Source organism: Mycolicibacterium confluentis (assembly GCF_010729895.1).
GTDB lineage: Bacteria > Actinomycetota > Actinomycetes > Mycobacteriales > Mycobacteriaceae > Mycobacterium > Mycobacterium confluentis.
Genome location: NZ_AP022612.1, coordinates 5391391 through 5404384 on the forward strand (window position 1 = coordinate 5391391; position 12994 = coordinate 5404384).

10 protein-coding genes and 1 pseudogene are annotated in these 12994 nt (G+C 67.1%); 9 read left to right on the top strand and 2 right to left on the bottom strand.

Annotated elements, in window-relative coordinates; translation table 11 throughout:
• Nucleotides 1-89: 89 nt before the first annotated feature.
• From G6N34_RS25305 to G6N34_RS25320, 5 genes and pseudogenes are all read left to right on the top strand, one after another.
• A complete protein-coding gene (locus G6N34_RS25305; RefSeq protein WP_085153729.1) occupies nt 90-1319 on the top strand; it encodes a cytochrome P450 family protein in 1230 nt (409 codons plus the stop codon).
• A gap of 97 nt (nt 1320-1416) precedes the next feature.
• Nucleotides 1417-2970: a GMC family oxidoreductase gene (locus G6N34_RS25310; protein ID WP_085153731.1), complete on the top strand. Its 1554-nt coding sequence runs from the start codon at nt 1417-1419 to the stop codon at nt 2968-2970.
• A 244-nt stretch (nt 2971-3214) separates the two neighbouring features.
• Nucleotides 3215-3301 (top strand): annotated as a pseudogene (locus tag G6N34_RS28570) (Lsr2 family protein); the annotation flags it as partial.
• Nucleotides 3293-3535 carry an Lsr2 family DNA-binding protein gene (locus G6N34_RS25315; RefSeq protein ID WP_420088822.1) on the top strand — a complete coding sequence of 81 codons (243 nt, stop codon included), beginning with the start codon at nt 3293-3295 and terminating at the stop codon, nt 3533-3535. The pseudogene G6N34_RS28570 and the gene G6N34_RS25315, both read left to right, overlap by 9 nt.
• Before the next feature lie 187 nt (nt 3536-3722).
• Nucleotides 3723-4733 carry a zinc-dependent alcohol dehydrogenase family protein gene (locus G6N34_RS25320; protein WP_085153733.1) on the top strand — a complete coding sequence of 337 codons (1011 nt, stop codon included), beginning with the start codon at nt 3723-3725 and terminating at the stop codon, nt 4731-4733.
• A 13-nt stretch (nt 4734-4746) separates the two neighbouring features.
• On the opposite strand, the gene G6N34_RS25325 is transcribed toward G6N34_RS25320, so the two are convergent.
• Nucleotides 4747-5676 carry a GlxA family transcriptional regulator gene (locus tag G6N34_RS25325; protein ID WP_308213204.1) on the bottom strand — a complete coding sequence of 310 codons (930 nt, stop codon included), beginning with the start codon at nt 5674-5676 and terminating at the stop codon, nt 4747-4749.
• Between the two features lie 19 nt (nt 5677-5695).
• Nucleotides 5696-6748 carry an extracellular catalytic domain type 1 short-chain-length polyhydroxyalkanoate depolymerase gene (locus G6N34_RS25330; protein WP_163645532.1) on the bottom strand — a complete coding sequence of 351 codons (1053 nt, stop codon included), beginning with the start codon at nt 6746-6748 and terminating at the stop codon, nt 5696-5698.
• Nucleotides 6749-7067: 319 nt separating this feature from the next.
• Between G6N34_RS25330 and G6N34_RS25335 the strand changes: the two genes are divergently transcribed.
• From G6N34_RS25335 to G6N34_RS25350, 4 genes are all read left to right on the top strand, one after another.
• Nucleotides 7068-7703 carry a sigma-70 family RNA polymerase sigma factor gene (locus G6N34_RS25335; protein WP_085153740.1) on the top strand — a complete coding sequence of 212 codons (636 nt, stop codon included), beginning with the start codon at nt 7068-7070 and terminating at the stop codon, nt 7701-7703.
• 138 nt (nt 7704-7841) lie between these two features.
• Nucleotides 7842-9287 (top strand): alpha/beta hydrolase, encoded by a 1446-nt coding sequence (locus G6N34_RS25340; RefSeq protein ID WP_234812988.1) that lies wholly within the window; start codon nt 7842-7844, stop codon nt 9285-9287.
• Between the two features lie 94 nt (nt 9288-9381).
• The gene (locus tag G6N34_RS25345; RefSeq protein ID WP_085153744.1) at nt 9382-11010 is read left to right on the top strand and encodes a glutamate synthase-related protein; all 1629 of its coding nucleotides are present in this window, start codon (nt 9382-9384) and stop codon (nt 11008-11010) included.
• A complete protein-coding gene (locus G6N34_RS25350; protein ID WP_234812989.1) occupies nt 11007-12986 on the top strand; it encodes a thiamine pyrophosphate-dependent enzyme in 1980 nt (659 codons plus the stop codon). Before G6N34_RS25345 ends, G6N34_RS25350 begins: the two co-directional genes overlap by 4 nt.
• Nucleotides 12987-12994 lie beyond the last annotated feature (8 nt).

Sequence of the window (12994 nt, forward strand, 5' to 3'; positions counted from 1 at the left end):
GCTCCGCGTGCCGGCGCTCCGGGTAGCTCTCCTGGTGCTAGGAAAAACGCTGCCTGGGCAGGTCGTTACGGCGTGGCCAGGATGGCACTATGAACGTGCAGCAGATCAGCGATCGACGCGGACAAACCCCATTCACGCTGGATGATTCGTTCTTCCAAGACCCTCACGCGGTGTATGCAGAGCTACGGCGCCGCGGCGCGGTGCACCGGGTGCGGATGTGGAGCGGTGCGGACGTCTGGATGGTCACGGGCTACGCCGAGGCACGAAAGCTGCTCGCCGATCCCCGGTTGAAGAAACACGGCCCGACCGCCAGCAGTCTCTTCCCCCCGAGCCACCCCACCACCATCGGCACGGTACTGGGCGACAACATGTTGTTTCGAGATCCGCCGGACCACACGCGGTTACGCCGCCTCGTCACCGCGGCGTTCACGGCACGTACAGTGCGCGGATTGCGTCCGGCCGTCGTCGGCATCGCCGACGATCTGCTCGCCGCGATGAGCCGTCGGGCACCCGGACGCGTCGACCTCGTGCAGTCGTTCGCTCAGCCGCTGCCGCTGCGGGTGATCAGCGAATTGCTCGGTGTCCCACCGGAATCACGCGAGCGGTTCTCTTCGCTCGTGATGCCGATCTTCAACACCAGCGTTCCGGCAGAGGTGGACGCCGCACAGCAGGAGCTGACGCAGCTCCTGCAATCGATCGTTGCCGCCAAGCGGAAGGAGCCGGCCAAAGATGTGCTCGGCCATCTCGTCCATCTGCGCGACGACGGTGATCGCCTGACCGAGGACGAGCTGCTGGGGACGGCGTTTCTGCTGATCGTCGCCGGCTTCGAGACGACGGTGAACCTGATCGCCAGCGGTGTACTGGCGCTGCTGCGCAACCCGGCGCAGATGACGGCGGTGCGCGCCGACAGAACCCTGCTTCCCTCCGCAATCGAGGAGATGCTGCGTTGCGAAAGCCCACTCAGTACCGCGACCGCCCGCTTCACCGGTGAGCCGGTCCGCGTCGGCGATATCGAGATCCCGGCCGGCGAGCTGGTCATCATCGCCCTTCTGGGTGCCAATCGCGACGAACTTCAGTTCCACGACCCCGACGCTTTCAATGTTTCCCGCACGGACAACCGTCATCTCGCGTTCGGTCACGGCATTCACCACTGCATCGGGGCTCCGCTGGCCCGGATGGAAGCCGAGATCGCGCTCGACGGACTGCTGACGCGCTTCAGCCACATCGAACTGGCCGCCGATGAGCCGCTGACTTATCGCCCGAGCGCGCTGATGCGCGGGCTGGTGAGCCTGCCGGTCGAGCTCGGCGGCCCGCGCTGAGCGCGCTGTCCGGGCGCACTCCAGTTCTTCGAATATCCACCACATCAACGGGTTCGGCCTGCGGCCGCCCCCCACCTCAAAGAAAAGTGCGACACCTGTGAACACCGACAAAACCCACGCAGATGGGCCGCTGCACCACGACTACATCGTCATCGGCGCCGGATCCGCCGGATGCGTACTGGCGGCACGGTTGTCCGAGAACCCAGACACCACGGTGTTGTTGTTGGAATCCGGTCCCGAGGACACCAGGCCGGAGATCGACGCGCCGCTCGCGTGGCCGGCACTGTGGGGTACCGAGGTCGACTACGCCTACAGCACGGTTCCGCAACCGGGCACCGCCGGGCTCCGACACGACTGGCCGAGGGGCCACACGCTCGGGGGAAGCAGCAGCATCAACGCGATGGTGTTCCTGCGTGGGCACCCGAACGATTTCAACAGCTGGAACTGTGCCGGCTGGGACTACGAGTCGGTTCTTCCGTATTTCAAGCGCATGGAGACGGTGCAGGGCGGCGATCCGCAGTTCCGTGGCGCAGACGGTCCGATGCGGCCGGCGCCGGCCGCTCCCGACATCGCCAACCCGCTGTCCGAGGTATTTCTGCGCGGAGCCGTCGCAGCAGGGTTTCCGCTCACCGACGATTTCAACGGCTCGTGCGCCGAGGGTGCGGGTTGGCACGATCTGTCGATCACCGGTGGCGCACGACAGAGCACCGCACGGGCGTATCTGCACCCGGTGCGCGGCGACCGACCCAATCTGACGGTGGTCACCAGCGCCCGTGCCCGCAGGCTGATCATCGACGGCAACCGCTGTACCGGAGTTGAGTTCGAACAGATGGGGCGGACCGTCTCGGCATACGCCCATGCCGAGGTGATCGTCAGCGCAGGGGCGGTCGACTCTCCGAGACTGCTCCTGTTGTCCGGAGTGGGTCCGGCGGCCGAACTCGAAGCCGTCGGCGTCGAGGTCGTCCACAACCTGCCGGGGGTCGGCCGAAACCTGCACGACCACCCAGCGTGTGGAGTGGTCTACGAAGCCGCGCAGCCGTTACCGGTCGGACAGACCAACCACGCCGAGACGTCGATGACGTGGCGCAGCGACGCGTCCATGGCAGGCCCCGACATGCAGATGATGTTCATCCACGTGCCGTTCAACCCGCCGCACCTGTCCGCCCCCGCGAACAGCTTCACGTTCGGAGTAGCCGTGATGGTGCCGGAAGCGCGCGGGTCGATTCGGCTCGCAGGGCCGCATCCGCAGACCCCACCGCTCATCGACCCGAACTACCTCGGAGCGGAGTCCGACCTGCGGCGGATGGTCGAGGGCATCGGGGTGGCGCGCGAGATCGCAGCCAGTGAACCGTTCGCCCCATGGCGTGCACGCGAGGTGCTGCCCGGCCCCGACGCCTCCGACCCGAAAGCGTTGCGTTCCTTCCTGTCTACCGCCGCCGTCACCTACTTCCACCCGGTGGGCACCTGCAGGATGGGTTCCGGCGCGGAGTCGGTGGTGGATCCCCAACTGCGGGTGCACGGTCTCGACGGCCTACGGGTGGCGGACGCCTCGGTGATGCCGAGAGTCGTGTCGGTCAACACCAATGCCGCCGCGATCATGATCGGAGAGAAGGCCGCCGACCTGATCCGCGACGGCGCCATCGAAGGCTGAAATTCAACGCCGTTTCGGGTCGCGCGGGACAGCACTGCCGTTCGGTGCTGTCCCGCGCAGTCGTGGCCCACCGGCCAATGCTCCCCTTCCCATAGCGTTCGCGGTTCGCCCCGCACGCTCGGCTTCACTGGACGATTTGTTTGCATTGGGAAGGACAACCGTGGGCAAGATAGTGACCATCGAATACGTCGACGACCTCGAAGGCACATCGATCTCCGCATAATCGGTTGATACCGTCGAGTTTTCGTACCGGGGCCAGGACTACACCCTGGTCCTGACCAAGAAGAACGGCGCCCAGTTCGACAAGGACATCGCGCGCTACATCACCGCCGCCAAGAAGGCGCAATCCCGCGAGGCCCGGGCGGCACGCGCGTCGACCAAGACCACCGCGCGAAAGGCCAAGGCCACGAAACCGGCCGGTGCGCGCCGCAAGTCCGCCGGCAAGACCACCGCCCCGGCGCGCACGAGTGCGATCCGGCAATGGGCCACGGAGAACGGGCACACCGTATCGACCCGCGGGCGGATACCGGCGGCGGTCCTGCAGGCCTACACCGCAGCGCACTGATTCCGGACGACGAATCCGGTGATCCGACGCTGTAGTCCCGATTCGAGTGCCGGGTCGCGACAGCCGTGTCATTTTCCTCGCGATTATTGGCGAAACCGCCACTAGCTGACGGTGCTCCCACCCGCAAGACTGAGTTCACCGCCCCCTTGGGCGAATCACACTCAGGACAACGGTGAGGAACACCGATATGACCGATCCGATGAAGGCCGTCGTACTCGCCCGTTTTGGAGGACCCGAGGCTTTCGAGCTTCGTGACGTCTCGGTTCCACAGGTCGGGCCCCGCCAGGTACGGGTCAATGTGCATGCGACTGCGGTCAATCCGCTGGACTACCAGATCCGGCGCGGCGACTACGCGGATCACGTGCCGCTGCCGGCGATCATCGGACACGACGTCTCCGGCGTGATCGAGGAAGTCGGATCCGACGTGACCGAGTTCGCACCCGGCGACGCGGTCTACTACACGCCCCGGATCTTCGGCGGGCCAGGCTCCTACGCCGAGCAGCACGTCGCCGACGTCGACCTCGTCGGTCGCAAGCCGGAGAACATCAATCATCTGGAAGCGGCCAGCCTCACGCTGGTCGGCGGCACCGTCTGGGAGTCCCTGGTCACGCGCGCGCAACTCAGCGTCGGGGAGACCATCCTCATCCACGGCGGCACCGGCGGGGTCGGGACAATTGCCATCCAGACCGCGAAAGCAATTGGTGCACAGGTGATCACCACCGCCAAAGCGGCCGCCCACGAGTTCGTCCGCTCGCTCGGGGCGGATGCGGCCATCGACTTCACCTCGACCGACTACGTCGAAGCGGTGGCCGATCTGACCCGCGGCAAGGGTGTTGATGTCGTCTTCGACACGATCGGAGGCGACACGCTGACCAAGAGCCCGCTCACGCTCACCGATGGTGGGCGCGTGATCAGCATCGTCGACATCGCGCAGCCACAGAATCTCATCGAAGCCTGGGGCCGCAACGCCGCCTATCACTTCGTCTTCACCCGGCAGAACCAGGGAAAGCTCAACGCGCTCACCACCCTGGTCGAACGGGGCCTCGTCAAACCCGTCATCGGCGCAACGCTTCCGCTCGCCCGCGTGGGTGAGGCGCACGAACTCCTGGAGAACCGGCAGCGGTATACCCTGCGCGGCAAGGTCGCGATCGACGTAGCGGGTGACACCGTTGAGCTCCCTCCGCTGCGCGCCGCATAGCGTGCGGGCGGTATCAACTCCGCCCGGCGAAGGTGGCGCGGTACTCGGTGGGCGACACATCGAGCAGCCGGCGGAAATGCAGCCGCAGGTTCGATCCGGTCCCCAGGCCGACCTCTTCGGCGATCCGATCGACCGGCAGGCGGGTGCTCTCCAAGAGTTCCCGGGCGGTGTCCACCCGCGCCCGCAGAACCCACTGCAGCGGGGTGCTGCCCGTCTCTTCGGTGAAACGACGCAGGAACGTCCGTGGCGACATCCGCGCATGCGCGGCGAGTCCGGCGACGGTGATCTGCTCATCGAGCCGCGTCATGGCCCATTCCCGGGTCGCCGCAAGGGATTCGCCTTGGCCGGCCGAGGTGCTCTTGGGCAGGTACTGAGCCTGTCCCCCAGCCCTGTACGGCGCGGTGACCAGCCCGCGGGCGATCTCGTTCGCGGCGCTCACGCCGAGGTCACGCCGGACCATGTGCAGGCACAGGTCCAGACCGGCGGCGGCCCCGGCCGAGGTGAGGACGGATCCCTCGTCGACGAAGAGCACGTTCGGTTCGACCGTGATCTGGGGATGACGCTGCGCGAGCTTGTCGGCCGCGTCCCAGTGCGTCGTCGCGCTGAGACCGTCGAGCAGGCCCGCCTCCGCGAGGGCGAATGCGCCGTAGCAGATCGACGCGATGCGGGCCCCGCGGGACGCCGCGCTGCGCAGCGCCTCCAGGACCTGTGCCGGTACCGGCCGGCCCGCCGGCGCATATCCGGGAACGATGATCGTGTCCGCCTCGGCCAGTGCGTCGAGTCCCCGTGGGACGGTGAAACCGAATCCTCCGTGGGACGGCACGGTACCGGCGCTCACCCCGCACGCCGATACCTCATATCCGAACCCCGTCTCCGGATGGAACACCTCCGCCGGGATCCCGACGTCCATCGGGAGTGCCCCCTCGAGGACGAGGACCACCACCTGATGCGGTCCTTGACAGCTAGGAGAGTGCATGTTGCCTCGCGAATTCCCAAGTGAGAACACTTGCATCGGGTCCTGCGTGGTCGGTGAACAGTCCGGCACCGGACGGTCCGGGCCAGGAGTGCCCCATGCCCTCGACGAGATACGACTCGACGAGCGTGGCACCATCTGCCGCGGTCCGGGTGCTGCGGGTGTAGGCGTGGCGGTCGGGTCCAGCCGGCGTTCTGTGGACTTGCTCGACCACGCCGAGACTGTCGTTGAGCATGCCGTCGTCGACCAGATCCTGCACCGCGGTCCAATGCGCAACGAGGCGATCGGCGACCAGCGGCGGCACCACCTCGTCCTGCGCACCCTGGATGACGAGCATCGGCACATGCCTGGCCCGCTGTCCCATCTGGGCCCACGCCTGACGCGCGGTGTACTCCGGCGGAGTGGCGTCCGGATCGTCGGGGCGCACCTGATTGAGCCCGTACTCGCCGCCCGCTACGGAGGTGACCGTCGCGAACAGATCGGGATAGGTTGCCGCGAGGATCACAGCGGTGCCGGCGCCGGAGGAGGCGCCCACGACATGGACCCGGTGCGGATCGGCCCCGTAGTCCGCGACAACCTGTCGAGCGGCGCCGGCCAACAGCGCGGGTTCTCCACTGCCGCGGTGTTGTTCGCGCGGGTCACCCGAATCCCAACAGTTGACCGTGCCGCGGAGCAGTCGCTGGGTCGGATAGACCACGATGAATCCTTCGCGGTCGGCCAGGCCGTTGAGCTGAGTGGTCGCCTTCATCGAGTTCCACCCGAATCCGGTCATCGCGCACCCGTGGATCGCCATGACCACCGGCAGCCCGGAGCCCCACTCGTGATGTGGCGGGACGTGCACCTGGTATCGCTGACGGCCACCGTCTCCGACGTACACGTGGTTGCGGTCGCCTGCGCCCATCGCCCATGGCATTCCGAATTGGGCGGCGGCGGTGAGCCCGGTCGCCGCCATGGTCAACGCCAAGGCCAGGGCCAAGGCGGGGCGCCTACGACGAACGATTGCGTTGGTGCTGGTGGTACCCATCGAGTCGGTAAACGCCATCGCGCACCGATTCCATACCGCGCCGTGGCCTCGACACCGCCCCCGCAAGACGGGACGACCCGTCTTGACACGAGACGACCCGTTCCGTATCGTACTGGCCACCAGTTCGGCGACACGACCTCCACCCGATAAACCGTCTGACGCTCGCGTCCGACGCACCCGCCAACAGAACAACCGCGTACCCGACCGGTCTCGGTGTGATGCTCTCGCCCCGCAGATCGACTCCCTCACCGCGACTCTCGTACCCCTTTGAAAGACAAGGGTTCTCCACAGTCCGGGCCGAGGACGATGCTGCCCGACGAACCTAGGAATCACCCCCATGAGCCATCCCGCTCAACCCGACGACGACGAACTGACCGCCCGTTTCGAGCGCGAGGTGATCCCGCTCCTGGACAGACTCTTCAACGCGGCAATGCGACTGACCCAACAACGGGCCGACGCGGAAGACCTGGTCCAGGAGACGATGATCCGGGCGTACGCAGGGTTCCGGAGCTACCAGCCCGGCACCAATCTCGCCGGCTGGCTGCTGCGCATCCAGGCGAACGCGCACATCAGCGGCTATCGCAAGCGGATGCGCCGTCCCACCGAAACCATGATGAGCACGATCCACGAATGGCAACTGACCGACCACGCCGCGCGGTTGCCGCGATCGCTCCGCTCGGCGGAACTGGTCGTCCTGGAATCCCTACCCGACGACGACATCAGGGCCGCCTTGGACAAATTGCCGGAGATATTCCGGATGGCGGTGTACTACGCCGACGTCGAAGGTCTGTCCCACAAGGAGATCTGCGCCATCACCGGAACGCCGCCGGGCACCGTCATGTCCCGCATCCATCGCGGCAGATCACGGTTGCGGGTGCTGCTCGCCGACCTCGCCGCCGACCGCGGGTACGTCCCGCCCCCTACTTCTCGCGGCGGCAAGCAGCCCGCCGCCTCAGCACCGGCCGCGCACTGACCCACCATTTGGTCAATGCATTACGGCCACTTCCCTTTTGGAGAACACGTGAAATCCCAAGCCATACTTCCTGCCCTGAGTCTGGCGGTCTTGCTCACGGCGTGTACGTCGGCGCCGGCAAGTACTCTGCCCAACGCCTTGGACCGCTTCTATGAGCAGCGGATCGCCTGGGAAACCTGTGATGATTACGCCAGCACAGCCATCGAGACCGCGGTGTTCGCCGCCGCGCCCACGGCCGAATGTGGGCGTCTGATGGTGCCGTTGAATTATCAACAGCCGTCGGGCAAGACGGCGCGACTCGCGGTCATGCGGGTGCCCGCCCGGGGCGAGGCGATCGGCTCGCTGGTCATCAATCCCGGCGGGCCGGGCGGCTCGGGCCTGTTCGCCGCCGCGGCCACCTCGCTGGGGCTTGCCGAGAACCCCGTCACCGAGAGCTTCGACCTGGTCGGTCTGGATCCCCGCGGAGTGGGCCGATCGGAGCCGAGCATCGACTGCTTCACCGACACCGACACCGAAGCCGACGAGGGCGACGTACCGCTGACCACCCAGGGCACGACTGTCCAATGGACGGAGGCGGATACCCGGGCAATCGTCGACCGCTGTGCCGCAGGTTCGGGTGGCGCCGACGTGCTGGCCAGTGTCGGCACCCGCGACGCAGCCCGGGACATCGACGTGTTGCGGGCCGTTCTCGGGGACGAGAAGCTGACCTTCCTGGGCCAGAGCTACGGGACCCGGCTGGGTGCCGTGTACGCCGAGCAATTCCCGCAGAACATACGGGCCATGCTGCTCGACGGGGCGATCGACCCGCACCTGGGCACCGCGCAGCGTCGGATCGGCGCCTTCGCCGGGTTTCAGCGCTCCTTCGAACAGATGGCCGCGTATTGCGCCACGCAGGCCATCTGTCCGCTGGGCCACGACCCGGCAGGTGCCACCAAGACATTCGCTCAGATTGTGCGTCCGCTCTACGACACCCCTGTTCCCGCGCTGGGATCCGAGTTGAGTTACAACGAGGCGATCGGCGGCGTGATCTCCGGCCTGTACACCGAGACGGCCTGGCCGCGCGTCATCGCCGGCATCGCACAGCTGCAGCAGGGCCGCGGCGATGAGCTGCTGCAGCTGACCTACGACTTCGCGCTCCGGGACGCCGAGGGCCGGTGGACCAATTTCACCGAAGCGCTCTACGCGATCAACTGCATGGACGAGGAGCGTCTCAGCGAGACCGAGGGCGACGAATTACGGGCGGCCATTTTCGGGGTGGCACCGTTCATGGATCCCGGGGTGCAGCTGACGGGAGCGCGCGACGGCTGCGAACACTGGCCCGCCGAACCCACCCTCGGTTGCCCCTACGCCACCGAGATCGCCGGTCTTCCAACGACATTGGTCGTGTCCATCACCGGAGATCCCACCACGCCCCATGCCAGCGGCATCAGCCTGGCAAGCGCCCTGGGCAGCGCATTGCTCACCGTCGAGGGCGAAGGGCACACCATCGTGACAGCGGGTACCAACGACTGCGTCAACGCAATCGCCGCCGATTACCTGATCCACCTCGAACTGCCGCCCGCGGGCACGTCATGTCGGCTATGAAAGGCCAACCATGCGCCAACACAGGGCATTTCGTGAATAGCCCGATGTGTCCGTGCGGGCGTGACAGCATCGAATACAACGGAAGGGCGTGCCGATGAGCGCAGCAACGGAGAAAGTTGCCCACGTGGGCCGGCTGGCGGACATCCCCGAGAGGACGCCCCACGACGTGCAGATCGCCGGTGTGGATCTGGTCCTCATCCGTGTCGGCAAGGACATCTCTGCGCTGTACGGTCGCTGCGCACATCGGGGCGCCCGCATGGCCGAGGGCCAGATCAAAGGTGACACAGTGGTATGCGGTCTGCACGGATGGCGGTACGACATCACCACCGGTATCGCACCGGTCAACCCGTCCGTGGCGCTGACGAAGTTTCCCGCCTGGGTCACCGACGGCGAAGTCTATGTCGACGAGTCCGCGGTGTCCGCATTCGCTGCGGCGAACCCGCAGCCGTATGGCGACGACGGTTACCAGGGCACCTGGATCAAGCCCTCCGATACGCCCGAGGAGCCGTTCGTCACGCAGATTCACGAGCTCGCCGCGCATGGACTCGACCGGGTGGGCCCCGACGGCCCGGTGGACGCGATGGGGGTGCCGCGGGACCGACTGCCCTCGTGGGATTCGATCCAGTTGTTGCCCGCCCAGCTGCACCGGTTGCCGCTGTTGGAGGACGAGCCGGTCAATACCGAGACCGTGATCGGCCCCGGTGCCGCCCGGCCGCTCACGCTCGAGATCCCGTTGTTCGTCAGTGATATGAGCTTCGGCGCGCTGTCTCAGGAAGCCAAGACCGCCCTGGCTGCCGGAGCGGACCTGGCCGGCACCGGGATCTGTTCGGGTGAGGGCGGCATGCTCCCCGAGGAACAGCAGGCCAATTCGAGGTACTTCTACGAACTGGCGTCCGGCCGCTTCGGCTGGAGCTTCGAGCATCTGGACAAGGTGCAGGCATTCCACTTCAAGGGCGGGCAGGGCGCCAAGACCGGCACCGGCGGTCACCTGCCCGGGACCAAGGTGGTCGACCGCATCGCCGAGGTCCGGGGATTGGCCCCGGGGACCTCGGCGATCTCGCCGGCCCGGTTCCCGGAGTGGGACTCACTGCAACACTTCAAGGACTTCGCCGCCCGGGTGCGCGAGGAGTCCGGCGGAATCCCGGTGGGCTACAAGATGAGCGCGCAACACGTCGAGCGGGACATCGACGCCGTGCTGGAAATCGGCGTGGACTATCTGATCCTCGACGGCCGTGGCGGCGGTACCGGGGCCGCGCCGACGATCTTCCGCGACCACATCTCCGTACCCACCATCCCGGCGCTGGCGCGGGCGCGCCGACACCTGGACTCCTCCGGGGCCGACGACGTCACGCTGGTGATCACCGGTGGCATCCGCACCCCGGCCGACATGGTCAAGGCGCTGGCGCTGGGCGCCGACGCCATCGCCGTCTCCAACGCGGCACTGCAGGCCATTGGGTGCGTGGGCATGCGCGCCTGCCACACCAATGCCTGCCCTGCGGGCATCGCCACCCAGGACCCACTGTTGCGCGCGCGGCTCCCGGTGCCGGCGGCCGCCCAACGACTGAATCGCTACCTGCGCTCCGCGGTGGAGCTGATGGTGGTGCTGGCCCGGGCGTGTGGACATCGCCGCCTGGCCGACTTCAACCTCGACGATCTGACGACATTCGACCGGGACTTCGCCTATCTGTCCGGAGTTCCCTATGCAGGGGCGGTGCCATTGTGACCAGTACAGACCACACTCGCGACGAGATCGATGACCAGCAGCGAAAGTCGTTCTGGCACAGGGTCGCCGATGCGCACGACTTCGCCGACGGCGAGGTCCGGGTCTGCCCGGTCGGAGTCAAGACCGTTGCGGTGACCAAACTGCACGGCCGTTACGGGGCCATCGACAACCGCTGCCCGCATCAGGGTGGGCCCCTCGGGCAGGGAACGGTGGAGAACGACAAGATCCGCTGTCCCTGGCATGGGTTCGACTTCGACCCCTTCACCGGTGCGGCCGCCGGTGGGCCCGATTACGACGTTCCCACGTATGCGGTGGAGGCCCGCGACGACGGCATCTACGTCGCTGCCGATACGCCGCTCCCGCACACCCGGACCGTCAGCGACGTCCTGGTGGAAACGATGACCGAGTGGGGCGTGGACACCGTCTTCGGCATGGTCGGACACTCCAATCTGGGCGTTGCCGAGGCGCTCCGCCGTGCGGAAACTGCCGGGAAGATCCGGTATTTCGGCGTTCGGCACGAGGGCGCCGCGGCCTTCGCCGCCGCTGCCTACGGGAAGCTCACCGGGCGTCCCGCGGCCTGCTTCGGGATCGCCGGGCCGGGTTCGACGAACCTGCTCACCGGACTCTACGACGCCAAGTCCGACCGCGTGCCGGTGCTGGCACTGTCGGGGAACGTCAACTCATCGGTGGCGGGCAAGGGCGCCTTCCAGGACATCGACCTGCTCGCCGCCTTCGACGATGTGGCGGTCTACTCCACCATGGTGCGGGCCGGATCCGAGCACGGCGAGCTCATGACGCTGGCACTCAAGCACGCGATCCTGGAACGCGGGGTCGGCCACCTGGTCATCCCGGACGACGTTCAGGTGCTGGAAGCACCCGATCAACCGGCATCCGGTCCGCACGGCCGGATGCCGGATCTGCGGACCGGGCCGCCCACCGCGCCGTTGCAACAAGCCCTGGAACAGATCGCCGCGGCCACCCGTCCGGTGGTGATCGTCGGCGCCGGCGCGCGATACGACATGGACGCCGTCATCGCCCTCGCCGAGGCTTTGAACGCCCCGGTCCTGACCACCTTCAAGGCCAAGGGGCAGATCTCCGACACCCATCCGCTGGCCTGCGGTGTGCTCGGCCGCTCGGGTACCCCGGTCGCGTCCTGGATGATGAACAAGGCCGACCTGCTGCTCGTTTTCGGGGCCTCATTCTCCGACCACACCGGCATCTCGCCCTATAAGCCGACCGTCCAGGTCGACACCGATCCGCTGGCGCTGGGCCGTTTCCGGCCGGTGACGGTGCCAGTGCTCGGGGATGTCGGAATGTGTTGTGCTGCGTTGCATGCCGGGTTGCGTATGCATCCGGAGGTGGTCGACCAGCGTGCCGAGGTGGCGGAGCGGTGGGCCGTCTGGCGGGGTGAGAAGACGCGGCGGGCGGCGGCGCGCACCGGTCGCGGCGTTCCCGCGGCAGCGGTCATCGAGGCACTCAGCGATGTGGTGCCCGCCGACGCCGTCGTCGCGGTCGACGTCGGCGACCACGCCTACTCGTTCGGGCGGTACTTCGAGACCGAACAGCAGTTGGTGCTGATGTCGGGTTATCTGGGGTCCATCGGCTTCGGCTTCCCCGCCGCCATGGGCGCCTGGGCCGCCGCCCCGGACCGGCCCATCGTGGCGGTCACCGGTGACGGAGGGTTCGGCCAGTACCTGGCCGAGATCACCACTGCGGTCAAGTACGGGATGAACATCACCCACATCCTGCTCAACAACGGTGAACTGGCGAAGATCAGTGACGAACAGCGGGCCGCCGAGTACGCGGTGTGGCAGACCTCGCTGCACAACCCGGATTTCGCGGCCTTCGCCCGTAACTGTGGTGCGTACGGTGTCCGGGTGGAGGATCCGGCCGACCTCGCCGCGGCCATCACCGAGGCGCTGGACCATCCCGGGCCGGCACTCGTGGAGATCGTCACCGATCCGCAGTCCCGTTAGGAGATAAG